Raw genomic sequence first — 24458 nt, 5'->3', positions numbered from 1 at the left:
TTTAACCCTCTTATTTTAATGATTTCAGATACTCTTCGTAGAATTTATTTAGATCCTCATCCATTGCGGAGATATCTTTTCTGCCGCTGCAGATGCACTCTTCCAAAATTTCGATACGCTTGATGAGATATTTGATAAGCTCTTGGCTGATATCGGGAATTTTATTATGCGCCAAAGGATCGCTCTCGCAGCTTCCTAAAATTCTAGCCGGTACTCCTACGGCGGTGCAGTTTGGCGCGACATCCTTTACGACGACGGAATTTGCGCCGATTTTGGAATTTTCGCCGATCGTGATATTGCCTAACACCTTAGCTCCTGCGCCTACTACGACGCCGTTTTGCAGCGTCGGATGGCGCTTGCCGTGCTCTAAGCTCACGCCACCGAGAGTTACGCCCTGATAGATCAGACAGTTATCGCCGATGATCGCCGTTTCTCCGATGACAAGCCCCGTAGCGTGGTCGAAAAATACGCCCGAGCCGATCTGTGCGCCCGGGTTGATATCTACGGCGGTGATTATGCGGCTAAGTCCGCTAATCGCGCGAGCTATGAGCTTAAAACCTCGCTCGTAGAAAAAATGCGCGAAGCGATAATTTATTAGCGCCCAGACGCCGGGATAGCAGAAAAATATCTCAAATACGCTGTTGCATGCGGGATCTTGGCGCAAGGGCTCGGTGAAGTCCTGTTTTAAAATTTGCCAAAAATTCATTTGATCGTCTTTAGATAGCTGTTGTCGTTTAAAAACAGATATAGCTCGCCCAGGATATGCTTTTTCTCTTTTGCGTCTATGAGATTTGATTTTTCGACGCGCTCGTTTAGGCTTTCGCGGATATCTACTACGTCGTAGTCCATATCCTCCAAGATGTCGATGACCGATTGCGATTCGATGAAATCCTTGATCTCAAAACCGCCGTCATCCTTTAAGATCACGGTCGCTTCAGTGGGGTGTGCAAAGAGGTTGTGGCTCATGCCAAGCACCTCCTGATAGGCTCCGACAAGGAAAAAGCCCAAAAAATACTCCTCTTTTTCGGGATCAAAATCGTGCAGAAAGAGCGGATTTTTTTGACTATCGAATTCTATCTCTCCGTCGCTATCGCAGGTGATATCCCAGATCGACGCCGATAGCGTGGCGCGCTCATCCAGCCTCTCTAGCGGCATGATCGGGAAGTGCTGCTTGATGCCCCAAAAATCGGGCAGGCTTTGAAAGATCGAGAAATTTACCAAATAGCGTTCTTGGGCGTTGCCTAAGGAGTTTAAGAAATTGCTGTATTCTTGCTTGTTGCCTAAAATTCCATACGCCTTTCGCATTATTAGATGAACCAAAATTTCGCCGTTTGAGCGGTCGATCAGATCGACGTATCCCAGATCAAAAAGGGTAAGCACGCTCTCCATGTGCGACATGGCATCGTGCAGATACTCTAGCGCGTTGGACGGCTTTAGAGTTTTATACAGATCGTATAGCTCGGCGACTACCGGCGGATTGTCCTTTTTTAGGGCGAGCTTCTCTTCGGCGTATTCTTGGGTAAAAAGCTCCAAAATCGGCGCTACGAGCACCGCATGGCTGGCGGCTACGTATCTTCCGCTCTCGATAAAGATATCCGGCTCGGCCTCTTTTTTATCCTCTGCGATCGATTTTAGCAAAAAAACCACGTCGTTGGCGTATTCTTTTAGCGTATAGTTGCGGTTGGAGCTTTCTTTGGCTTGGGAGTATTCGATAGCGAGACCTCCGCCTAAATTTATGGATTTTAAATTTTTTGCGCCCATTTTGCGAAGCTCGGTGTAGATGTTACCCGCCTCGATGAGGGCCTTTTTGAGCGGATGGATCTCTGTAATCTGTGAGCCGATATGAAAGTGGATCATCGTAAACTGCTCGATGAGGTCGTTTTTCTTGAGTAAGTTTATCGCCTCTATAAGCTCGGTCGAGGTAAGACCGAATTTAGAATTTATCCCGCCGCTTTTCGCCCACATACCACTTCCGGAGTTGTGCAGCCTGATGCGAAGCCCGATGAATGGCTTTGGCGCGAATCGCTCCTTAGCCGTTTCGATGATGGTTTCAAGCTCGTTTAACCCCTCGATCGTAAGCGTTACGTTATGCCCCATCTCTGCGGCGATGAAGCCGATATTGATGAGCTCCTTATCTTTAAAACCGTTTACGGTGATCGGCGCGCCGTATTTGTTATACGCCATTGCTAGCAGCAGTTCGGGCTTGCTGCCGGCCTCGAGTCCGTATCCGTAAGGCTCGCCGATATCGACTAAATTTTTAACGAAGCCCGGGAATTGATTTACCTTAAGCGGATAGACGGCGTGGAATTTTCCCTTGTAATCAAACTCCTTAATAGCGCGGTTAAAATTTGAGTAAATTTCAACGATCTGCTTTTTGATGAGGTGCGGGAAGCGCAGCAGTATCGGGCCTCGCACGCCGTCTGCGCGGATCTCTTTTATTATATCCACCAAAGGCTGCTTAAAATCGGAGTTTAGGCATAGTTTGCCCCCGTCTATCGTGAAGTTGGAATTTCCCCAAATATTTAGTCCGTAATCGCTCATGCTCTATCCTTAAAAAATGCTTCGACCTCTTTAAATTTGATCGCGAAGGTGCTTTGATCCTCTAAATTTTTGCACCACACCTCGGCGCGGTCAAACTCGTCCTGCCCGATGCAAAGGCAAAATTTCGTCTCCGCCCCGTCGGCTGCTTTTAAATGCTTGGCTAAGCTCCTAGGCTCGTATGAAATTTGAGTTTTACAAAGCTTCCGCAGCTTTAATGCAAACGAAAATGCCGTGCTAACAAACGCTTCATCCAGCGCGCCGATATAAAGACCCTCGCGCTCTTGAGGGGCTTCGCGCGTTTTTAAAATTTCGGCTATTCGCTCGATGCCGATCGCAAAGCCCACGCCCGCCGTCTTTCTGCCGCCTAAAAACTCTACGAGTCTGTCGTAACGCCCGCCGCCGCCTACGGCACTTTGTGCGCCAAGCTCGGATGAGACGAACTCAAAGGCGGTTTTGCAGTAGTAATCAAGCCCGCGCACGAGTTTCGCATCGATTTCAAATTTTTGTCCGTTTTGGGTTAAAATTCTTTGCAGCTGCGCAAATTCCGCAGCACAGACATCGTTTAAATTTTCCGTTATAAGAGGTGCGGCGGCTAAAATTTTCTGGCAGCTTTCGTTTTTGCAGTCCAGTACGCGGATCGGATTGGTGTCTATGCGCCTTTGGCAGTCCTCGCAGAGCCTATCTTTGTGTCCTTGCAAGAAATTTACGAGCTTGGTTTTATACGCTGGCATGCACTCCTCGTCGCCTAAAGAGTTGATTTTAAGCGTTGCGGCGACATTTAGCTCGCGTAAAATTTGAGCTAGCATCAAGATCACGCTCGCATCCTCATAAACGCTATTTTCGCCGAAGCACTCGACTCCGAATTGATGAAACTCGCGCAGGCGCCCCTTTTGCGGGCGCTCATAGCGAAACATTGAGCCTTGATAATAAAATTTATGCACGCCGCCGCTGCGGTCTAGCTTTTTTTCGATAAAGGCGCGCACGACGCCTGCGGTGCCTTCGGGGCGCAGGCAGACGCTATCGCCGCTTTTGTCGCTAAACTCATACATCTCCTTGCCGACGATGTCGCTGCTCTCGCCGACGCTACGGCGAAATAGCGCGGTCTGCTCGAGTTTGGGCGTTTCGATGAGGCAAAAGCCGTAATTGCGCGCCACGCGCTCGCACACGTTTAAAATTTGCGAGTAGATGCGCGCCTGTTCGTCCAAAATATCGTTCATACCGCGAAGTGCCTTGATCATCGATAAAATCCTTTGTGAAATTTTAAAATTTTCAAATTTTTGCGGCGATTATAGTTAAATTTTCCTAAATTTTAAGCCCTGCCGCTCGCAGCAACGTATCGATTCTGCTTATTTGCATCGCGCGCCGCGATGATTTTAAAATTTCAAATTTATTTTTAAAATGCGGATTGCGCGATCTTTGAGAATTGTTTTAAACGATTGGCGTTTATAAAATTTACGGCACAACGATCGGCGGACGGCTTCTAATATTGCGTGCCGAGAGTTTGCAAATACAGCGCCAGGCTTACAAAAACAGCGCGCCGCTGAATTTAATGTATCTCGCACTGCGAAGCGGTTTGATTTTAAAATTTAATTTGCAATGTGTCGCGCCAGCTCGCCGTACGCTTCGTAAATTTAAAGCGCTACGCAAAATTTTAAATTTTACCGCGGCGCAGATCGCGCGCCGTTTCGGATTGGACGTCTATTTTAAACCGGCTAAGCTCGGCGGTAAAATTTCTACTTTGCCTCCTTGAAGCTCAAGAATTCCTCGTAGCGGCGGTCGATGATCTCTTTGATCTCGGCGTAATTCTGCGGCGAGTTTTCTATGTAAAAATAGGCGTTGTCGAAGTTTTTATCGCCGAATTTTCGCGCGACGAAGTCGCAATAGTCCTGTAAATACCAGCCGTGCGTTTTGGCAAATTTCGTGCGGTCCGTGGTGTAGTAGGCCTTCGCAAAGGCCTTGCCCGCGGTGTTTAGCTCCTCGCTACCTAGCACGCCGTCCATGGCGCCAAAGAAATACCCGCGATAATCAAAGCTATCGTCCATCCGCGCTATATCGTCCGCAAAGTCCGCCGCGAAGTCCTTGGAATAGAGCTTGCGCTCCATGCACCAGCGGAAGAAAAACGCGATGTGCGTCGCGCCGTTTTCCTGCGGGATGTCGGTCGGCGCATTTTTCGCACCCCAGTGCCATTTTGCCTTGTCGTAGGTCACGTAAGCCATTTTGCTCTCCTTTTTTTGGACTTTAAGTTGCATAAATTTTAGAAATTAAAAGCAAACAAGGCTTGGTAAAGCTCTAAATTTTATCCGATGCAATCTGCGCCGTGAAATTTCAAATTTTATATCAGATCGCCCATTATCTCATAATCGCATTCGCTTCGTAAAATTTTGCCGCGGCTAAATTACGTTTAAATTCTATCACATCTCGTAGAATTTCATGCACCCCGTCCTATGTCTTTCAGTCGCTGTTTTGCCGCAGCCGTCACGTCCTCTTCGTAATCATACCACGTAAACATCGCGCCGTGCTGTACCGAGCCGCCCAGCAGATCGCCCCCTTGGCGGTTTTTCAGATCGATATTTGCGACCTTAAATCCGTCTAGTGTCGCTGCGAACTCGCGCAGGCGCTGCGGCGGGGATTTGAGCTTGGTGTAGAGGTAGCAGCGCCCCGCCTGGCCTTTGCGTCCGACGCGCCCTCGCAGCTGATGAAGCGACGCGAGCCCCATTCGCTCGGCGCCCACGATTAAAATGACGCTAAGCCGCGGCAGCGAGATGCCCACTTCGACGATCGTCGTAGTTATCAGTAGCCGTCCTTCGTCGCGGAAGCGGCGCAGGACCTCCTCCTTGTCCTTGTCGCTGCCGTGGGTAATCATTACGTCCGCAAACTGAGCCTTCCAAAACGGCGCCGCCTCCTCAAGGCTTTGATAGACCGAGCTTTCGCTTTGCTGCACGAGCGGATAGACGATGATCGCTTGATTGCCCACGGCGAGCTCGCGGCGCAGATCCTGCATAAAGCCCGTAAATCCGTCATTTTGCAGGATTTTTGTTTTGATCTGCTTTTCAAACGGCAGCTGTTTTAAAAAGCTAAAGCTCACAAGCTCGGACTGGATCATGCTTAGCGTGCGCGGTATCGGCGTGGCGCTAAATTGAATGAAATGCGCGCGAAACTCGCCGCTCCCCGTGAGGCGCGCAATCTTTTCGCGCTGATTCGAGCCGAAGCGGTGCTGCTCATCGACCATTATGAGATTTGACGGCGCGAGCTCGTGGTAGAGCAGGGCGTGAGTGCCGATGATAAGGTGCGCGCCTGCGAAATTCGGCTCGCGATCGCCGCTTTTTACGAGCAGGACTTTGATCTGCGGCGGCAGCAGACGGAGAGCTTCGGCGTAAATCTGCTCGGCTAGGATGCTCGTAGGCGCCATCAGATAGCTGATGCGCGGGTAATTCATCGCCGCGCTCGCGAGGATCACGAGCGTCTTGCCGCTGCCTACGTCGCCCATGACGACGCGGCGGCGTGCCAGAGGGCTTTGTAGATCGCTAGCGATGTCTTTTATCGCTCTCAGCTGATCGCGCGTAGGCTCAAAAGGAAGTGAAGCAAGCCAGTCTGAAATGTCGTGCAGCGGGTAAATTTGCGCAGGGAAGCTCGTTTTTTTTGCGCTTAGCTTTTGCAGGTAGTTTAGAATTTCGACAAATTTCAGCGTGCGTAAAATTTCAGCACCGCTCATGGACGCGACGGCTGCAGCCTGTACAGCCTCGGCGGCGCTTGCGGTCTGAGCGATCGTAGGCTTTGCGGTTGCAGTCTGCACGGCTACTACCGCCTGAACATTTTTGATTTGATCGCACGCAGGCTGCGCGCCCGCAGCTTGCGTGCTCAAAGTTTGGATGGTCGCGAATTGCGCGCTCGCTACTTGGCTTGAAGTTTGGATTGCTGCGGATTGCGCATCTACGTCTTGGGTGCTTAAATTTTGTTTTGCGATTGCGGCTTGCTCGGCTATGGACTGCTCGGTCGCGACATGCTCTAGCATGGGCTGGGCTGTCGCAGTTTGAACGTCTGCTAGCTGTGCTGCTTGGGTACCGGATACTAGGTCGTTTGAAATTTTATCGCCGCTTGCAGCCGCATCATTGTCAGCTTTAAGATCGTCTAAAATTTCATCCTCACGCGCCTCGGCGCCGTATGTGGCAAGAAAATTATCGTCGCTTTGGATATTAAAATTTTCGTCGTTATAAATCTCAGTGCCGTGTACTTGATGCTCCTCGTCGTCTACAATTTCATCGCTCGCAATCTCGCCGTCACGGAGGCTTGGGAGGAGTGAAGTCTCCGCGCTCTTTGGAATTTCGCCGCTTAAAATTTCATTCTCCGCGTCGTGCTTTGTTCTGTAGGCAAGAACTCCGCCATTTTGAGGACAGTTTGAAATTTTACCTCCAAAAATTTCATCATTTTGCGATCTGCCCTTTAGAATTTCGGCGGCGACCGAGTTTTGCGAGCTTGGAATTTCGCCGTTATCTGAAATTCCGCCGTCATTTAAAATTTTATCGCTGCTTGAAATTTCATCGCTTAAAATTTCACTGCCGCTCGGAATTCTGCTGCTGTTTGAAACGTCGTCGCGATCGCCGAAATTTTCCGCGCCGCCCTCCTTGAGCTGCCTATTTAGCGCGGCTAGCATTCGCACGCTGCGCGGCGAGCTCTCGTGTAGCGCGAGCAGTACCGCCGCCTCGTCCGCGCGCAGCCCGCAGGCTAAAAGCGCGTCCGCGCTTAGGTATTTTTTGATCAGCTTTTGCGCTGCCGCGTCGCTCAGCGCGGTTTTGTATTTGGGCGCGATCCTGCCCGGCTCGCTTACGATTTTTGGATTTACGAACTGCCACGAGCCGAAGCTTTCGTCGCATTTGCCGTGGATGAAAAATTTTTTGCCGCGCTTAAAAGCGCCGAAGTGCCAGTTTTTGGCGTTGAAGATCACGATTTTGATCTCGCGCTCCCAGCTGAGGCAGTGCGCCGTGACGATGAGCATCGAGCCGCGCCTGTGCTGGAAGAGGCACTCGACCTCCGCCGTGCTCTCGCCCGCGCACGGCGCATCCCCCACGCTTAGATCGTCGAAGCTTTTGGGTAGAAGCAGCGCCAGATCCAAAAGCGTCGTGATGCCCGCCTTTTGCAGTGCCGCCGCGTCTTTTGCTTCAAAAATCAATTTTCATCCTTTAAATTTGATCGGCGTTAAGCCCTCGCGCTACGAAATTTTACGTGTCGAAGCGAAATCGCCCGCCTAAATTTGATCGAAATTTTACGCGCCGCATCGAACGCTTGCTTAATTTGGCCGAAATTTCGCCAAATTTGCTCGCCGACTGCGCCTGTAAATTTTACCTCTGCGCGTGTTTTGTTTGAAGGCCGCGCCTTTGCGGCGTGCACCGGGTTTTAAACAGGGCGCGATCGCTTGAAATTTCACGGCGCGATTTGCAAACATGGACTTGGCGCCGCTCGTGAAAGCCCAAGTCGCGACTTTAATTTTCGCAGCGCGATTTGCGAACTGCAAAAATTCAATTACGGCAGCCATCACCGCGCGCCTTTTTAAATTTCACGGCGCGGCTGGAAAACGACATACGCGAGGCCGAGCTTTAGCCGAGCGCGCGTCTTAAATTTCACGGCGCGGCTTGTAAGCGGCGTGCGAAATCGGGCTTTGATTTTGCGCGCTGAAATTTTACCGAGTCGCACACGGCGCCTTTAAATTTAGCCGCCCTTATAAGGCTCGCAAATTTTAGCGGCTTTTGCAAAACCTTGCAAGTTTTGGCGCGACGCAAGCGCGGTTTTTAATTAAACATACAAGCTGTCCGTAAACGGAGCGAAAAAGTAAATTTAGCGCCGCCCGCTGGCGGAGCGCAAAAACAAAATTTAACGCCGTTCGCGCCTTAATATTATCCGCGCCGCTTTACAAATTTTAAAATTTACCCAAATTTTAGGCCGGTCGCAGGTATGCACTCGCTGTGCCGCGACGGACTAAATTTTAAGCCCCTTTTTCGCGGCGGCCTCGTCGCAAATTACGGAAAAGCTTAGGTTCATGATCTCATCGTGCGACTTGATGAAATCGTTGAGCGCTCCAAGTTTTAGCGTCTCGATGCGCTTCAAATTTCGCTCGAACTCGCCGAATGCGTAGCCCTTGTAATACTCGCTCTGCGCGATCGCTGCGCGCTTAAACATCGTCTCTTTTTGCAGCACGGCGCTGCCGATTAGGAATTTTTTTGCGCTTTTCAACTCCGCTTCGCTCACGCCAGATGCGATAAATTTCGCGATCTCCTCTTTTACGAGCGCGGCGGCGTTTTGTAAATTTTCGTTTTTGGTCTGCAGATAGCCCCAAAACTCGCGGCGGCTAAGCTCGAAATCACCGCGCGCATAGACCGAATACGCAAGGCCGTGTTTGACGCGGATGCGCTCCATCAGCCTGCTGCCGAAACCGCTGCTTCCGAGCACGAAAAGCGCGGTGTTTGCGATGAACTCCTGCTCCTTTGGCAGCGCAAAGGGCGCGCCGAAGTAGATGTAGGCCTGCTGCGTCTGCTCTTTTTGGACCTTTATTTTTTTCGCATCGCTCGGCGTGAAAAACGGCAGCTCGCGCTTTTCTCCGCTTGCAAAGAGGCTTAGAATTTCCGCGATTTTCGGGTTTTTATCGCTCACGTCGCCGCATAAAACGACGTATAAATTCTCTAAACTCAGCGAGGAGAAAAACTCCCGCACATCCTTCATCGTGATCCGCTCTATGCTCGCCTCATCGCCTATGAGCGGCTGAGCGAGCCTCGTGCGCGGATACAGAAGCGCTTTGAGGTTGCACGTCGCGATGTAATCGAACTCGCTTTTTAGCACGGCGATCTCGCCTATGGTTTGCATTTTTAGCTTTTCCAGCACCGAGGGCGTTAGATTGGGCTTGCTAAGCAGCTCTCGCAGCATGTCTAGGCCGAAATCAAAGTGCTCTTTTAGGCAGTTTAGCTGGATGCCGAAGGTTTCAAAATTGCTCGCGGCGCTGATCTCGACCGCGCGGATATCGAGCTTGCGGTGAAATTCGCTCACTCCTAGCGTCTTTGAGCCCTCGCCCAAAACGCCCGCGCAGATGCGCGCAAGCCCCGCTATCTTCTCGCTCACCGCGCCGCTTGCTTTAAAAATTAGCTTGAAGCTCGCCACCGGTAGCGAATCGTCGAACTGATACAAAAAGTCGATTTTAGCGCTTTTGCCGCCTTTAATCTTAAGTGAAATCTCTTTTTTTTCCATCGTTTTCCTTTATAAAATTTTTAAATTTCATCGTTCTTTCAGGCGCGGTTTTAAAATTTTGACGCAGCCAAGCCGCTTTTTAAATTTGCGCCAGGGCTTGTTTTTAAAATTTCGCGCCAAGGCAGTTTTGCCCGTCCTACTTAAATTTAATCGCGCCGCATTTTTGTAAAATTTCAGCGCCCGAAACACCGCGCCGCGCCGTATTCACAGTAAGAGACGAAATATATCCGCGCTCAAATAGGGCGAGCGTTTTAAACGAAATGTATCTCACGCGCCGTTTCCGCCGCATTGATCTTGCGGCGTGGAATTTCGCGTCCAAAAAATTCTAAGGCGAAATTCCGCAGCGAAATGAAATTTTACCGCGCAAATTCCGCTTGAGCCTGTAAATTTAACCTCCGTACCGATATCAAAATTTTAAAACTCGCGGCAAAATTCCACGCTCGCGATCGCAAAAAATTCGCCATCTGTTTTAATCCAAATTTGCCGCTAAATTCGAGCCGTAAAAGCGCATAAATTTCTGCCGCAAACGCGCAAAAGTCCGCGCCTAAGCGTACGTCTTCAAAATATCGTAGTTGGTGTTGCGCTTGGCGGGTATTTCGCCTACGTCGCGGATCAGCGCTATCATCTCGTCCTTGCTCATCCGAAAGCTCGCGCCCGCCGCCTTTACGACGTTTTCCTCCATCATTGTGCTTCCAAGATCGTTCGCGCCGAATTTCAGCGCCAGCTGCCCGATGTAGCTGCCCTGCGTGACCCAGCTGCTTTGGATGTTTTTGAAATTATCCAAAAATAGCCGCGAGACGGCGAGCAGGCGCAGGTAGCGGTTCGGGCTTTGCTTTTTGATCTTGGGATGCTCGCGCAAAAGGCGGGTGTTCTGCCCCTGAAAGCTCCATAAAATGAACGCTCGAAAGCCGCCCGTGCGGTCTTGCAGCTCGCGGATTTTATCCCAGTGCTCTACGATCTCGCGCGTGCTTTCCAGCGTGCCGAACATCATCGTGGCAGTCGTTTTCATGCCGATGCCGTGCGCCTCCTCGTGCACTCTAAGCCACGTGGCGCTGTCGCTTTTGCGCGGCGCTACTAGCTCTCGCACACGGTCGCTTAAAATTTCGGCTCCGGCTCCGGGCATTGAGTAAAGCCCCTTGGCTTGCAGCCTGCGAAGCACTTCAAGCGTGCTAATGCCGCTAAGGCGCGCGATATAATCGATTTCGATCGCCGAGAAGCCGTGGATCGTGATGCTGGGGTAATTTTTGCGGATGAACTCCACCAGATCCTCGTACCATTCGATTTTCAGCTTCGGATGGACGCCGCCTTGAAATAAAATTTGCGTGCCGCCCACGGCGATGAGCTCCTCGATCTTTTCGCTAATCTGCTCAAAGCTCAGCACGTAGGCATCCGCGTCGCTTGCGTGGCGGTAAAATGCGCAAAATTTGCAATCTATCATGCAGGCGTTGGTGTAGTTTATGTTTCGATCGATGATGAAGGTTGTGACGCGATCCGGGTGCAGCTCGCGCTTGCGCGCAAACGCCGCGCGCCCAAGCTCATTCAGATCGGCGTGTTCTATTAAATTTAGAGCTTCGTCTATACTTAGTCTTTTCAAATTTATCCTTCCGGTTTGCCTTTGCGATACGGCTTTAATGCATCAATGATTTTTTGATTTAGCGTCGGCAGATAGTCCTTGATAGCTATCTCTATCAGCTCAAAATTTAGCCGTTCGTATTCGTGCGAAGCGTTATTTCTAGTGGCGTTGATAGCTCTTATTTCATCTTTACTAAAGATCGCCAAAGCCTGCAAATCGTTGCTTTCTTGTAGCCCCTTTAGCAGGGCGTGGATATTTATGAACTGCATCATTATTGCAGGCTGCAAAACGTCCTCATCTGCAAGAGCCTGGGCTACGCCGCCCTTGCATTTATTTAGGATGGATGAAATTTTATCAGATATCTTTTTTAACCGCTCTACGCTTGATTTTTCAAACATAAATCGCTCCTTGCAAAAGCTTTGCTTTTTCTTCGCTACTTAAAGAGGTAGTATCGCACAGATCGACATTTGCATTAAATTTACTGGATAGCTTTTTTTTAAAATCGTCTAAAAAAACCAGCGCCGAAAAAGGGTTTCCTAGATTTTTTACCATTTTTGCCCCGTCGGTTTCGATCGCGATATCGATGTCTGAAAACGCGTCGGCGCTACCCTTGGCGTAGCTGCCGAAAAGCCCTAGCTCGGTAACGCCAACCGCAAAAAGCCTCTTTTTCTGTGACGATAAAAATTTTAAAATTTCATCTTTGCTGTTGATCGTTTTTTTCGGTGCGGTTTTAGCGATCACTCTGCGCCTCTTTCGGGTCTACGGGCGCTTCTTCTTTAGCGCCAGAGCTTCGCGCGTCTTTGCTCGCGGCGGCATTAGAATTTTTATCGTCGGTACTCGTGCTGTCGGCACCGCTTAAATTTGCGTCGCCGTTATTTAAATTTACGCCGTCTGCGCCGCTAGAATTTCGACTGCTATCTTTTTTAATCACGATCTGGCCGTTTTTTACGCCTAAAATTTCGACGCGGTCGCCCTCGTTAAGATCCGAAATTTCATCGCTTTTCCAAAACGTACCTTTGAAATATACCATGCCGTTTTTGACGGTGCCGGTGCCGCTTTCGTCTAAAAAGTTATCCTCGTGTTTCTCTTCAGGTTTGAAAAAGCGCGACTTTAGCGGCCTTTTAAGCGCGATCAGAAGCACGAACGAAAGCACGAACGAAAGCAGAATTTGCACGTCCCAATCAAGATGAAAGCCGAAGCTCAAAAGCCCCGTGATGAAAAATCCGGCGCTGAAAAATATAAAGGTAAAATCCATCACCAAAAGCTCGACGATCGCCAAAATCACGCCGATTATGATAAAAATCAGCGCGTTCATTTAGTATCCTTCGCGCCGTTTTTGCCGAGGAATTCTTTAAGTACGCTAAGAGAGCCTAGAAGTTCGCTCGTTTCGTAAGGGATCAAAATTTTATCCTTGCTCGTGTTTTTGGACAGCTCGCTGAAAGCGTTTACGCGACCCTGCGCGAGCAGGTATTCCGCCGCAAAGCTGGAAGCGCTCATCGCTAAATTTATACTGTCCATCGCGTCTTTTTGACCTTGCGCGAGCGCGATCTGCTCATATTTTTTCGCATCCGCCATGCGCTCGATCGCCTCGGCTTCGAGCACCTTCTCCTGCTTTAGCGCTTCGGCGTTTCGGATGAGAGCTGCTTTTTCGGCCTCGGCTTTAAGCTCAATCGCGCGCTTTTCACGCTCGGCTTTCATCTGCATATTCATCGCCTCTTCGATGCCGTGCGGTACCGAAATTTCGGAAATCTCCACGCGCATGATCTTTACGCCCCAGTTATCCGCGGCGTCGCCCAGAGCGATTTGTAGCTTGGAATTTAGCTGATCGCGCGAGCTAAGCGTGTTGTCTAAGCTCATCTCGCCGATCGCGCTACGTAGCGTTGTCATCGCTAAATTTGAAATCGCGCGGCGATAATCCTCGACGTTGTAAAGCGCCATCTTGCCGTCGATAACCTTCAAAAACACGATACCATCCACGCTTATGTTGACGTTATCTTTGGTGATGACCTGCTGCTTGTTGATGTCCACCAGCTGCTCGCGCACGCTCATCTTCGCGCGCACCGCGTCAAAAAACGGCACGATGATGTGAAAGCCGCCGTCAAGCACCTTATGAAAGCGACCCAGCCGCTCGATGATCAGAATTTCGGATTGTGAGACGATCTTGACCCCCATCTTTAGAATTGCCGCGATGAGGACGCAAAATACTATTACCGTAGTTACGAACCCTTCCATTTTCACTCCTGAATTAAAATTTCGCAATTATAGCATTTTTAGCTTATTTTGGCTTTTAAGGCGCGCCGTGATACAATTTCGCTAGATTTTTTATATTAAATTTACGGAATAAAATTTTATGATCAGATACATCGTGTTGCTTCGCCATTCGCGCAACTACCGACTGCTCTTTTCGGCGGGTTTTATATGTATGTTCGGCTTGTGGTTTTCGGTCGTCGGGGTTGCTACGCTGCTCATTGGGCTTGGCGCGCCGGTGTGGGCGATTACGGCGGTGGGCGTCGTTTCGTTTGTACCGAACGTTTTTTTAGCGCCCATTAACGGCATCATCGTGGATAAATTTCAACCAAAGCCGCTGATGACAGCGATGTTCATAACCGAGATGATCAGTATTTTCATGCTGATTTTTATCGATAGTTTGGATTATCTGTGGCTGCTGCTTCTGATCGTGGTCGTGCGAAGCGTCGCAGGCACGCTGTTTTTTCAAACCGAATCATCTACGCTGCCGAAATTTCTAAGCCGCCCCTATCTCAAGCTTGCTAACGAGATGACGGGCATTATCTGGACGATCACATATACTTTCGGTATGGCGAGCGCGGGTATTTTTATCCACTATTTCGGCGTGCGAGCGGCTTTTATTTTGGATTTTTGTTTATACGTTTTTTCGTTTTTTATCCTGCTGCGGCTAAATTTTAAAGACCTCGCAAGAAACGCGCCGGGGCCCGTGCTTAAGATGCTAAAGGAGGGCTTTTCCTACCTGCGCTCGCACCCTTTGGTGGTGCATCTCATCGTCCTTCACGCCTTCGTCGCCGTCACCACCTACGACAATCTCATCGCGCTTCTTGCGAAATACCGCTACAAAGAGATTTTAAGCGCATCTCTAGTCATCGGGCTTATGAATATGTCGCGCTCGGCGGCTGCGTTTTTCGGACAGATATGGCTAAGCAAGATCGTGAATAAACATACGTTTTTTTGGCTATTGCTGGGGCAGTTTGCGGGCATCGCGCTGTGGGCGGTGCTGGAGTTTAACTACTGGCTTTCGTTTGCGGGCATGATCGCGGCGGGATTTTTCATCACGACGGTGTGGTCGTATTCTTTTACGCAGCTGCAAAGCCACGTCGACAGGGAGTTTTTCGGGCGCGTTATCGCCTACAACGACATGGCGTATTTCATCGTCGCGACGCTCGTGTCGGCTGCGATCGGATTTTTTTTCGAGCTTGGATTTTCGCTTTCGCAAATCACCTTCGGCATGGGCTTTATGTTCGCAATCGCGGCATTTTATTATAAATTTTTGATCTACGAAAAAATTTAAAATTTTAAAGCTATCTTTTCGGCGCGATCTCGGGACGAAAAATAGCAAATATAAATAAAAAGCTCATCGCCGCGAAAAACACCCAGATAAAGCCGTTTGCGCCCAAAAATTTCATCATCGCGCCGATTATCAAAGGCGAACAGAGCGACGCGCTCGAATAGATAAAAAGCATTGCCGCTGAAATTTGCACGCGAGATGCGCCCTCGCCGGTGATGGAGTCGTTTGCGCGCGCTATGGCAAGCGAATACAAAGGAAAGGCGCCAAATCCCAACATCAGCGCAAGTGCGCACGTTAGGATGAAGCTTTTGGCAAAAAATAGCGCCGCGCAGGAAGTAAGACCCACGACGCAAACTATCATTATGGCGCGTTTGCGACCAAACTTATCTGAAATAGTGCCGCAGACGAGCTGCGCTAAGAAGCCTCCTGCCATCGCCGATCCCATAAATGCGCCCACTGAGCCCACTCCAAGCCCTGCGCTTAGCACGAAAACGCTCGCCATCGAAAAAAAGCCGTTAATCAAAATGCCCGCGCAAACCACCGTCGCAAACGCAAGCGGCGGCACGATCGAAATTTGCGGCATCGAGATGCGCATGCGAGCGGGAACTCTAGGAGGGTTGAAGCGGATTAAATTTACCGGCAGCAGCGCTAGGATGATAAAAAATGCGCTTAGCACGAAAACTTTCATCGTTCCGAAATTTAGCGCTAAAATTATAACTCCTATCGCAAACGCGCCGTAAAAAACCGCTTCGTAGATCGCCAGCACGCGGGAGCGGATGGAGTTTGTGATCTTTGAGTTTATCCAGCTTTCGATTATCATCAAAAGCGCGTAATAACAAAAGCCCAAAATGAAGCGCAAAATCGCCCAATACACGAGGTTTGAGCCTAGATCGTGCAGCATTGCAGCAATTCCGAAAAGCGCCGTAAAGACCGCGTATGCCCGCACGTATGAGAGCGCGCCGATTATCGAAGGCACGAAAAAGCCGCTAAAGATCGCACCTAAAAAGAAAAATGCAGAAATCGCTCCGATCTCAAGCTCGCTGTGGCCGAATTCTTTTAGCATGATGCCCGCGCTTGCGATGACTAGCGCGTCGCCGATAAACATAAAGAAAATCCCCAGAAATAGGGGGCTTAGCGAGCGTGCCGCGCGCATAGATTCAAACAATGACTTTCCCTTGGAATTAAATTTGGCGTATTGTAGCCTTTTATTGATTAAAGCTCGGTTTTTATATAAAAATATTTGAAAAATTTTGATTCGGATAGAGATTTTAAAAAGATGCGAAAATTTATAAAGGAAAATAAAGCCAAAATTTTATCGCAGATGCCCAAGATCAGGTGCAGGTGACGCCGAAAAGCCCAGCGTGCGATAAAATTTTACCGCAGCGGTTTTAAAACGGCGCGAGCCTTTAAATTTAGAGGCAGCCTGCAATGAAGCGCTAAAAATTTAAGATAAATTTTATTCCAAGCGTTAAAGCTCTAGTAGTCGTGCCTCGTAGCATCAAAGAGACGAGTTTTATTGAAAAGCCCTGCAGCCGAAGCAGCGATCCGCGCGGCTAAATTTCAAGGCAAAATTTCAATCTTTGCGGATAAACTTATGTGGCTTACTTCAAAGCTAAAATTTCAAAATTTCATAGAGCAAAACCGGGGCGTAAAAGGGGCAAAATTTTAAAGCTCTAGTCGTTTTGCATGATCCCCTTTAGGCTGCGATACTCCTCGCATTCGGCCGTCAGCTTCGCGTCGGTGCCGATAGCGAGGATGCGGCCGTTTTTCATCACGGCGATATTATCGGCGCGCTCGATCGTGGAGAGGCGGTGAGCGATTACAAAGACGATTTTGCTTTGTTTGATCTTTTCGATGACGTTTGAGATCTCCTTTTCGCTTGCGTTATCCAGCGCCGAAGTCGCCTCGTCGAATATTAAAATTTGCGGGTCCTTATACAGCGCGCGCGCGATGGCGATACGCTGGCGCTGCCCGCCGCTAAGATTTGCGCCGAACTCGCTAAGCACGGTGTAAATTCCATCCTTCATCGAGCTTACGAACTCATAGGCGTTGGCGAGCTTTAGTGCTTCTATGACGCGCTGCTCGTTAAATTCCGCGCCGTAGCTTACGTTTTGTGCGATCGTGTCGTTGAAAATATAGACGCGCTGACTTACGAGACCGATATTTTCGCGCAGGCTAGGGATGCTAAACTCGCCGATCTCGTCGTTGCTGTTGAATAAAATTTTACCGCTGCTCGCATCGTAAAAGCGCATCAGTAGGTTCACGACCGAGCTTTTGCCGCCGCCGCTGTTTCCGACGAGCGCTAAAATTTCGCCCTTTTTGACGCTGAAGCTTATATCTTTTAGCGCCGCCTTGTCGCCGTAGTTTAGCGACACGTCGCAAAAGCTCACCGAGCCTATCTCGCCCATCTGCTTGCCGCCTCCGACGATCGTAGGCTCCAAGTCTATGAGCTCAAACGTCCGCTCGCTCGCCGCGATGGCGTCTTGCATATTGTTGTAGAGCGATGAGACCTTTTTTATCGGGGTGTAGACCATAAAAAGCGCCGTAAGGAAGCTAAAAAAGCCGCCGATGCTCATCTGGCCCGCGATGACCTCCTGTCCTCCGACGATGATCACCACGGCGATGCCCACGGCGCCTAGCATCTCCATGATCGGGCTTACCAGGCACGTCGTTACGACCGCCTTTAAATTTAGACCGAAAAATTTCTTGTTTTCGGCGTTAAATTTCTCCACTTCAAAGCTCTCGGCGTTACTTGCCTTGACGATTTCGATGTTGGAGTAAATTTGACTGAGCGCCGAGGAGATATCGGAGGTTTTCTCTTGAGACTCGCGCGAAATTTTTTTCATCCGCTTAGCAAGGCGCGAGAGCGGATATATCGCGCACGGAAAGACTACGAGTGCGAAAAATGAGAGCTTTGGGCTCTGATAGATCACGACGCCCAAAAGCCCCAAAATCGTAATGATCTGCGTGAAAAAATCGGGGATCATATTCGAAACCACGACGCGGATACGCTCGATGTCGTTGATCGTGCGGCTGATGAGTTCGCCCGTGCGAAATCGGTTGAAAAAATCCACGTCCAGCCGCACGAGGCTTGCGACGAGCCTATCGCGGAAGCGGCGCACCGTGTCTTGACCGATGAAGGCTGTGAAGTAGTTTTGCATAAACGCACCACCGCTTTTCATCGCAAAAACCACGATGATCGCGATCGGAAGCGTGTAGAGATACGGCTCGTTTTTTTCGACGAAAATTTTATTTAAAACGGGCTCGACCAGCTTCGCGCTCGCAGCAGTTGCCACGCTCGTCATCACCATACCCAAAATCGCCAATGCAAACTGCGGCTTGTAATCCCTAAAATAGGGCTTAAAGCGCGATAGTAAAGTCTTAAAGCCGTTCAAATGCTATCCTTTTTTATAAAATTTTTAAAATTTAAAATCCAAAAATTCATGAAATTTCAAAATTTACAATTTCAAAATTCTTGAAATTCCAAAATTTATAATTCTAAAATTCCTTAAATTTTAGAATTTCCAACCCCGAAATTTCTAAAATTTTAGAATTTTGGCCGCGAGGCAGCACAAATTTGCGCTACGACACGGGACTAATTTGCGCTACGCAAGCTCACTAAATCAACTCGCTCGCATGCGGCGACCGTGCGGGCGACGCCGAGATTTAGCTTTTTTTATTTGCCGCTTTTAAAGCACTAAGCGCTTAAAGCAAGCGAATTTTTATTCATAGTGATCTTTCTCTTTCGCAAGCCACTTTAAACACTGAACGCTTTGAGACACCATAAAGCGCTCAAAGACCGTATCGTAATATACACCGCGTGTATCGCGACTTCGCATCGTCGCGCCGCATTGCTCTTTCGCACCGCCGCGCTACCGAATGAAAATCGCAGCCTGCCTTGTGGTTTTGCCGCTGCATCAGCCGTATCGCCAAATGAAATCGTGACTTTCATCGCTGCGCACTATATACGATATCGCCGAATAAAAATCGCGCCGAAATTTGCGCGTTGCGGCAACATATTCCACTGCACCTAGTCGCGTTAGAATTTACGCACAGGTGCGCCGCAGCGCTGCTTTCACTGCGCTGCATCGCAACTTTGCATCGCCAATTGCCATAAAATCGCACTAAAATTTACGCACAGACGAAGCCGTAGTGCTACCGCTGTACCGCGCTATATCGCGCCGCCGTATCAGCTGCACCACCGAATGAAAATTGCGATCCGCCTTGCGCCTTCGCCGCCGCGTCGTGCTATACATCGCATCGCTCCTGCACCGTATCACTGAACAAAACCGCGCCGCCGTATTGCGATGCCGCAAATAAAAATCGCGCTAAAATTTTCGCGCGGATTAGCATCCTGATTTACGCTTCGCATCGTAAAAATCATAAAATTTAACGTAAAATTTTGCGATAAATTTTACGTTTTATTCCGTTGCGACCTCCCAAACGGTGCCGCCAGGCGTATCCATAACTTCGATTTTCATATCCGTAAGACGCGCTCTGATAGCATCTGCGCTCGCAAAATTCTTTTCCGCCTTCGCCTGCGCGCGCTGTTTTATCAGCTCCTCAATCTGCGCCCTTTGCTGCTCGCTCACGCCGAAGCGAAAGTATTCAGTCTCATCCTCATATAAAATTCCGAGCGTCTGCTTCGCAAACTCCAAATTTGCGGCGATTTGAACTTTTAGCGCCTTATCTTTCGGCGCTCGATCGAGCGCTTCGTTCGCGCCTGCTACGAAGTTACCTAGCACCGCAAGCGCGCCTGAGGTGTTGAGATCATCGCTTAAAAACTCCATCATCTCCGATCTAAATTTAGCTTCTACGGCAGGCAGCTCAGACGCAGAATTTTTAGGCTTGGAATTCGGCGCCACGCCCAGGCTTAAATTTTGAGATCCGTTCAAAGCTAAATTTTGCCCCGCAGCGGGAGCCAAAACGTCACGGACGCGCTTTTTAAGGCGGTAAATTTTATCGAGCCTCTTTTTGCTCGCAAGCAGATCGGTTACCGAATAATTAAAATTTGCCCTATAATGCGAGCTTAAAAGATAAAATCTCAGCGCCTCGCCGGGTGCGATTTTTAGGGCGTCTCCTATAAAAAAGGAGTTGCCGAGGCTCTTGCTCATCTTTTCGTTATTTACCTGCACGAAGCCGTTGTGAAGCCAGTATTTGCTTAGCGCTCTATGGTGGGCGCAGCGGCACTGCGCGGCTTCGTTTTCGTGATGAGGGAAGAGCAGATCGGCGCCGCCTGCGTGAATGTCTATGCAAAATTGCGGATCGCCGCTATCAAGGTGCGCTAAAATCATCGCGACGCACTCGCTGTGCCAGCCCGGGCGCCCTTTGCCAAATGGGCTATCAAACCAATTCTCGTCAAATTTCCACAGCACGAAGTCCTTCTCGTCGTGCTTAGCATCGTTTGAGGCGACGCGGGCGATGTTTTTGCCGGCGCCCTCTTTTTTGCCGCTAAGGCTTAGATAATCCCCGTCCTTGCGCGTGTCGAAGTAGATGCCGTCACCGGCGATCTCGTAGGCAAAGCCTTTTTGAAGAAGCGAGGATATGAGCTCGCAGATCGCGGCGATATTTTCGGTTGCCTTGGGCGAAATGCTCGCGTCCGCGACGTTTAGCGCGCTCATATCCTGTAAATATCTGCGGGTATAAAACTCCGTGATCTCCCCCAGACTCTTGCCGGTTTCCGCCATCTTTTTTAAAATTTTATCGTCGATATCGGTGAAATTTCGCGCAAATTTAACTTCATAGCCCTCGGCTTGCAGTACGCGGCGCAGCAGATCGAAGCTCACGGCGCTCTTTGCGTGCCCCAAATGCGCGTCGTCATAGACGGTCGGGCCGCAGGCGTAAATGCGCGCTAACCCCTCGCTAATAGGCTTAAACGGGAGCTTCTTTTTACTCAAACCATCATAAATTACCATAATACAAGCCTTTTAAAATGTATAAAATCGCCGCCTCGCCCGCACAAAGCGCCGCGATCGCAATAATTTTTTTTGCGCGGATTATAGCCAAAAAGTTATTAAATCCAAAAAAATAGAGATTAAAGCCGAGCAGAAATGCCCCCGTTATCGTGCTTGCAAACGCAAGCCCCACCGCTCCGAAGGGTTTAAAAAACAGCGCGCACAAAGCGACGTTTATAAAGACGCACCAGATCGAAATTTTCGCGCTTAGCTTCTGCTTCATATTCGCATACAGCCAGTGCGAAAAAATCCTAGACAGCCCGAACGGCACGAGCCCCACCATATATGCGCCGAGAACTGCGGCGCATTCGATGGAATTTTGACGAGTAAATTCTCCGCGCTCAAACAGCAGCTGCGTGATCTCGTTTCGCAGCATCACGCCGCCTATCGCAGAGAGCCCGAGTAGCGCCAAAAGGAAGTAAAATCCGCGCTCCACGAGCGCCAGAGCTTGCGCGTCGTCGCGAGCTTTTACAAATTTGCTCATGCGCGGAAAGATCGCCGTGCTAAGCGCGATCGCAAAAAGCGCGAGCGGCAGCTGAAATATGCGGTTGGCGTAATATAGATAGCTGATACTGCCGCTAGCAAGGAAGCTCGCAAAAAAGGTATCTATAAACGAGCTTAGCTGAAGCGCCGACGCACCGAGCACGCCCGCGAAAAAATTTTTATAAAAGCCCTGCGTCTGCGGTTTATCGCCTCGCGCAAGTCGCGCAAAGCCGCCCGTTAAGACGCGCAGCATACCGGTAAATTTCAACGCATAAACATGCACCGCAAGCTGCAAAAGCCCTCCCGCTACGACGCCGAAGCTAAGATAGAGCACTGCCGTGGCGCCGTCCTTGCCGCGAGCCAGCAGAAGCGCCGCGATCATCGCTAAATTTAAAAGCGCGGTCGAAAGCGCCGTCGTAGCGAAGTGGTCGCGGTACTGAAGCAGCGAGGCAAAGAGCGTAACGACGAAGATAAATGTGAGGTAGAAAAAATTTATCCGCACGTACGGCACCGCAAGACCGATCTGTTCGGCGCTAAATCCGTATGCCAAAACTTTAGTAAAAACGGGCGCGGCAAGCAGCACGAGCGCCGTTAAAAGCGCGATGAAAACGCTAAATTTAATAAGCACTGCTGCGGCAAAAATTCCTTTTTTACGCGCGGCGGTAAAGCTAGGCAAAAAAGCCTGCGTAAAGGCCCCCTCGCCGAAGAGCCTGCGGAAAAGATTGGGCAGTTTAAACGCTACGAAAAACAGATCGCTGTAAATTCCCGCGCCCAAAACCGATGCAGTAAGCAGGTCGCGCACGAAACCCAAAACTCGCGAAACCAGCGTGCCTGCGCTATTTGTAAAAAAGCCTCTGAGCATAAATCTCCATTAAATTTTATAAAATGCCAAGGTTGATTATATTATAATTTCCCCTATTTTTTGATTTTGGAGAGAAATTTTTGCGGAATTTAGCCTTTTCGCTCGAAAGCTCGGGCGGGAAAAATACCTTATCGATACGCGGGCAGTGGAACTACAAAAGCCCGCGCTCCCAGCTACTTGCACTAAAAAAGGCGGTAAAAAATCTAGACGAGCTGGAGCTAAGCTTAAGCGAAATTTCAAATTTAGACTATTTCATGGCGCTGATGATCAAAAACGCCCTTGCTGGCAAGCGGGTTAACCTTGTGGAGGATAGCTGCAAAGCCGCCAAAATTTTAAGCTTTATGGATGATAAAACGATCGATTTTAGCTACGTACCCGAATCTCGCAGGCTAAATTTTTTAGCGCAGATCGGACTTTATTGCCATCTTGGAATTCTAGGCTTGCTAAGCCTTGCAAGCTTTTTGGGCGAGTTTTTCTCCAAACTCGCGGCTTTTGTAATTCATCCGATGAAATTCCGCTTCAAAGAAACCGTAAATTTCATCAAAGATAGCGGCATAGACGCGCTTTTCATAGTCTCACTGACGGCATTTTTGATCGGTATCGTGCTTGCTTACATAGGCTCGGATATGCTTTCTAAATTTGGCGCCAGCATCTACATCATCGATATAATGGGTGCTTTGACGCTCCGTGAAGTAGCGCCTCTAATCGCCGCTATCGTTATCGCGGGTCGCTCGGCTTCGAGTTTTACGGCGCAGATCGGCGTGATGAAGATCACCGAAGAGATCGATGCGATGAGGACGATGGGCTTTGATCCGTTTTATTTTCTTGCGATGCCGCGCATTATCGCAATGGTACTAATCATGCCGCTAGTTATTTTTATCGCAGACGGCGTGAGTATCCTTGCGCAGATGATTGTGTGTGACGCGTATTTAGACATAGCCTTTAGCGATTATTTGGATAGATTTAAGGCTTCTGTAGAGCTTAGGCATTTTTTAGTAGGTATGATTAAAGCGCCGTTTTTCGGGGCATTCATCGCTATCATCGGCTGCATGCGGGGTTTTGAGGTTAAAGGAAATACCCAAAGCATCGGCGAATACACCACGATCAGCGTCGTAAATGCGATATTTTGGGTCATTGCGATTGACGCGGTATTTGCGGTTTTGTTTTCGGAAATCGGGCTATGAGTGAGCAAGTGCAATCCGGCGAAAGCGCTAAAATTATCGTCGCGCGCGACGTTACTACCGCGTACGGATCGCGCGTTATGCACGATAGCGTGAGCTTTAGCGTCAAAAAGGGCGAAATTTACGGCTTTTTAGGTGGCAGCGGCAGCGGCAAAACGACGCTGATGAAAACCCTCATATTTTTAAAACGTCCGCAAAGCGGCGAAATTAAAATTTTCGGGCGCGATATTTGGCGCGCAAGCGAAGCAGGGCAAAACGAGATCCGCCTAAAATGCGGCGTGATGTTTCAGTTCGGTGCGCTTTACAGCTCAATGAGCGTGCTCGAAAACGTAGGCGTGCTGCTTCACGAATACTCTAAATTTAGCGAGCGCGAGATAGATGAGCTATCGATGTTTTGGATCCAGAAGGTGGGGCTTAAGAAGGAGGCTGCCGCGCTTAGCCCAAACGAGCTTAGCGGCGGTATGAAAAAGCGCGTGGCACTGGCTCGCGCGCTCGCTCTCAGCCCTGAAATTTTATTTTTAGACGAGCCAAACTCGGGGCTCGATCCGCTCAGCGCCAGAGCCCTTGATAGACTTGTTTGCGAGCTTAGAGACAGCCTCGGCGTCACGGTCGTGATGGTGACGCACGACGTGGACAGTATCTTTGACATTTTGGATCGGTTTTTGATCGTGGATAATCAAAAAATTGCCTTTGAAGGAAGCATCGAGGAGATTTCAAGCTTAAAGAATAACCCGCTTGAAGAGCTATTTAAGATGCGGCAAAGGGATTAAGCTTTGAAATTTAGCGAGCCGAAATACGCATCGCGGCGGGTAAAATTTAAATAGGTGCAAGCTGAAATTTTAAAATAGCAGCGGAAGAATTTTAAATTTTAAACCTAGCGAGGAATTCCGGGCTCCGCAGGGCTTAAATTTTTAAAATTTGGACCTTAGCGGCTCAATCGAAATTTTAAAATTTAGGCGGGTCGTATTTAAGGGCGCATTTGCGGGATAGCGCATTTAAATTTTAAAATTTAAACGAGCAAGCGGTGCTAAATTAAACCGGGGCGGTAAAATTTTACGCTAAAATACGGCGCGGCGATATTTTGAAATTTCAAAAT

General features: G+C 49.3%; 19 protein-coding genes. 4 read left to right on the top strand and 15 right to left on the bottom strand.

Features of this window, described 5'->3' with window-relative positions:
• Window positions 1-10: 10 nt before the first annotated feature.
• From cysE to Q0117_RS05625, 11 genes are all read right to left on the bottom strand, one after another.
• Window positions 11-706 carry a serine O-acetyltransferase gene (gene cysE / locus Q0117_RS05675; RefSeq protein WP_297923613.1) on the bottom strand — a complete coding sequence of 232 codons (696 nt, stop codon included), beginning with the start codon at window positions 704-706 and terminating at the stop codon, window positions 11-13.
• A complete protein-coding gene (gene speA, locus Q0117_RS05670; RefSeq protein WP_297923611.1) occupies window positions 703-2541 on the bottom strand; it encodes a biosynthetic arginine decarboxylase in 1839 nt (612 codons plus the stop codon). The genes cysE and speA overlap by 4 nt, the downstream gene beginning before the upstream one ends.
• Complete coding sequence (gene hisS / locus Q0117_RS05665; protein WP_297923608.1) at window positions 2538-3779, bottom strand: histidine--tRNA ligase; 1242 nt, start codon at window positions 3777-3779, stop codon at window positions 2538-2540. The genes speA and hisS overlap by 4 nt, the downstream gene beginning before the upstream one ends.
• A gap of 495 nt (window positions 3780-4274) precedes the next feature.
• Complete coding sequence (locus tag Q0117_RS05660) at window positions 4275-4757, bottom strand: hypothetical protein (RefSeq protein ID WP_297923606.1); 483 nt, start codon at window positions 4755-4757, stop codon at window positions 4275-4277.
• Window positions 4758-4969: 212 nt separating this feature from the next.
• Window positions 4970-6553 (bottom strand): ATP-dependent DNA helicase RecG, encoded by a 1584-nt coding sequence (gene recG / locus Q0117_RS05655; RefSeq protein WP_297923709.1) that lies wholly within the window; start codon window positions 6551-6553, stop codon window positions 4970-4972.
• A 1958-nt stretch (window positions 6554-8511) separates the two neighbouring features.
• Window positions 8512-9771 carry a pitrilysin family protein gene (locus Q0117_RS05650; protein WP_297923604.1) on the bottom strand — a complete coding sequence of 420 codons (1260 nt, stop codon included), beginning with the start codon at window positions 9769-9771 and terminating at the stop codon, window positions 8512-8514.
• 544 nt (window positions 9772-10315) lie between these two features.
• Window positions 10316-11365 carry a dehypoxanthine futalosine cyclase gene (locus tag Q0117_RS05645; RefSeq protein WP_297923602.1) on the bottom strand — a complete coding sequence of 350 codons (1050 nt, stop codon included), beginning with the start codon at window positions 11363-11365 and terminating at the stop codon, window positions 10316-10318.
• Window positions 11366-11367: 2 nt separating this feature from the next.
• Window positions 11368-11742: a 2-isopropylmalate synthase gene (locus tag Q0117_RS05640; protein ID WP_297923600.1), complete on the bottom strand. Its 375-nt coding sequence runs from the start codon at window positions 11740-11742 to the stop codon at window positions 11368-11370.
• Window positions 11735-12085 carry a nucleotidyltransferase domain-containing protein gene (locus Q0117_RS05635; RefSeq protein WP_297923598.1) on the bottom strand — a complete coding sequence of 117 codons (351 nt, stop codon included), beginning with the start codon at window positions 12083-12085 and terminating at the stop codon, window positions 11735-11737. The genes Q0117_RS05640 and Q0117_RS05635 overlap by 8 nt, the downstream gene beginning before the upstream one ends.
• Window positions 12075-12659, bottom strand: coding sequence for an NfeD family protein (locus Q0117_RS05630; RefSeq protein ID WP_297923596.1), 585 nt, complete (start codon window positions 12657-12659; stop codon window positions 12075-12077). Before Q0117_RS05630 ends, Q0117_RS05635 begins: the two co-directional genes overlap by 11 nt.
• A complete protein-coding gene (locus tag Q0117_RS05625) occupies window positions 12656-13576 on the bottom strand; it encodes a stomatin-like protein (RefSeq protein WP_297923594.1) in 921 nt (306 codons plus the stop codon). Before Q0117_RS05625 ends, Q0117_RS05630 begins: the two co-directional genes overlap by 4 nt.
• Before the next feature lie 118 nt (window positions 13577-13694).
• Here Q0117_RS05625 and Q0117_RS05620 point away from each other — a divergent pair, with 118 nt between their 5' ends.
• Entirely contained in the window at window positions 13695-14885 is a 1191-nt protein-coding gene (locus tag Q0117_RS05620; RefSeq protein WP_297923592.1) for an MFS transporter, read from the top strand.
• A gap of 10 nt (window positions 14886-14895) precedes the next feature.
• Here the strand turns inward: Q0117_RS05620 and Q0117_RS05615 are convergent, their stop codons facing one another.
• On the bottom strand, window positions 14896-16047 hold the full coding sequence (locus Q0117_RS05615; RefSeq protein WP_297923590.1) for an MFS transporter: 1152 nt from the start codon (window positions 16045-16047) through the stop codon (window positions 14896-14898).
• 351 nt (window positions 16048-16398) lie between these two features.
• Between Q0117_RS05615 and Q0117_RS05610 the strand changes: the two genes are divergently transcribed.
• Entirely contained in the window at window positions 16399-16551 is a 153-nt protein-coding gene (locus tag Q0117_RS05610; RefSeq protein ID WP_297923588.1) for a hypothetical protein, read from the top strand.
• A 4-nt stretch (window positions 16552-16555) separates the two neighbouring features.
• On the opposite strand, the gene Q0117_RS05605 is transcribed toward Q0117_RS05610, so the two are convergent.
• The 3 genes from Q0117_RS05605 to murJ form a co-directional block, all read right to left on the bottom strand.
• Window positions 16556-18277 (bottom strand): ABC transporter ATP-binding protein, encoded by a 1722-nt coding sequence (locus Q0117_RS05605; RefSeq protein ID WP_297923586.1) that lies wholly within the window; start codon window positions 18275-18277, stop codon window positions 16556-16558.
• A 1026-nt stretch (window positions 18278-19303) separates the two neighbouring features.
• Window positions 19304-20797, bottom strand: coding sequence for a cysteine--tRNA ligase (cysS, locus tag Q0117_RS05600; protein WP_297923585.1), 1494 nt, complete (start codon window positions 20795-20797; stop codon window positions 19304-19306).
• On the bottom strand, window positions 20784-22181 hold the full coding sequence (murJ, locus tag Q0117_RS05595; RefSeq protein ID WP_297923583.1) for a murein biosynthesis integral membrane protein MurJ: 1398 nt from the start codon (window positions 22179-22181) through the stop codon (window positions 20784-20786). The genes cysS and murJ overlap by 14 nt, the downstream gene beginning before the upstream one ends.
• Window positions 22182-22261: 80 nt before the next feature.
• On the opposite strand from murJ, the gene Q0117_RS05590 reads away from it, so the two are divergent.
• Window positions 22262-23365 carry an ABC transporter permease gene (locus tag Q0117_RS05590; RefSeq protein ID WP_297923581.1) on the top strand — a complete coding sequence of 368 codons (1104 nt, stop codon included), beginning with the start codon at window positions 22262-22264 and terminating at the stop codon, window positions 23363-23365.
• The gene (locus Q0117_RS05585) at window positions 23362-24132 is read left to right on the top strand and encodes an ATP-binding cassette domain-containing protein (protein ID WP_297923579.1); all 771 of its coding nucleotides are present in this window, start codon (window positions 23362-23364) and stop codon (window positions 24130-24132) included. Before Q0117_RS05590 ends, Q0117_RS05585 begins: the two co-directional genes overlap by 4 nt.
• Window positions 24133-24458: the final 326 nt, after the last annotated feature.

Origin of the sequence: uncultured Campylobacter sp., assembly GCF_937997535.1 — a bacterium.
Lineage (GTDB): Bacteria > Campylobacterota > Campylobacteria > Campylobacterales > Campylobacteraceae > Campylobacter_B.
The sequence above is the reverse complement of the archived record's forward strand: the minus strand, read 5'-3'. Positions and strand labels throughout refer to the sequence as shown.

What these genes read in the sequence shown, in the direction of transcription:
- cysE (WP_297923613.1), bottom strand. Translation starts at nt 706, where the DNA reads ATGAATTTTTGGCAAATTTTAAAACAGGACTTCACCGAGCCCTTGCGC.
- speA (WP_297923611.1), bottom strand. Translation starts at nt 2,541, where the DNA reads ATGAGCGATTACGGACTAAATATTTGGGGAAATTCCAACTTCACGATA.
- hisS (WP_297923608.1), bottom strand. Translation starts at nt 3,779, where the DNA reads ATGATCAAGGCACTTCGCGGTATGAACGATATTTTGGACGAACAGGCG.
- Q0117_RS05660 (WP_297923606.1), bottom strand. Translation starts at nt 4,757, where the DNA reads ATGGCTTACGTGACCTACGACAAGGCAAAATGGCACTGGGGTGCGAAA.
- recG (WP_297923709.1), bottom strand. Translation starts at nt 6,553, where the DNA reads ATGCTAGAGCATGTCGCGACCGAGCAGTCCATAGCCGAGCAAGCCGCA.
- Q0117_RS05650 (WP_297923604.1), bottom strand. Translation starts at nt 9,771, where the DNA reads ATGGAAAAAAAAGAGATTTCACTTAAGATTAAAGGCGGCAAAAGCGCT.
- Q0117_RS05640 (WP_297923600.1), bottom strand. Translation starts at nt 11,742, where the DNA reads ATGTTTGAAAAATCAAGCGTAGAGCGGTTAAAAAAGATATCTGATAAA.
- Q0117_RS05630 (WP_297923596.1), bottom strand. Translation starts at nt 12,659, where the DNA reads ATGAACGCGCTGATTTTTATCATAATCGGCGTGATTTTGGCGATCGTC.
- Q0117_RS05625 (WP_297923594.1), bottom strand. Translation starts at nt 13,576, where the DNA reads ATGGAAGGGTTCGTAACTACGGTAATAGTATTTTGCGTCCTCATCGCG.
- Q0117_RS05620 (WP_297923592.1), top strand. Translation starts at nt 13,695, where the DNA reads ATGATCAGATACATCGTGTTGCTTCGCCATTCGCGCAACTACCGACTG.
- cysS (WP_297923585.1), bottom strand. Translation starts at nt 20,797, where the DNA reads ATGGTAATTTATGATGGTTTGAGTAAAAAGAAGCTCCCGTTTAAGCCT.
- murJ (WP_297923583.1), bottom strand. Translation starts at nt 22,181, where the DNA reads ATGCTCAGAGGCTTTTTTACAAATAGCGCAGGCACGCTGGTTTCGCGA.
- Q0117_RS05585 (WP_297923579.1), top strand. Translation starts at nt 23,362, where the DNA reads ATGAGTGAGCAAGTGCAATCCGGCGAAAGCGCTAAAATTATCGTCGCG.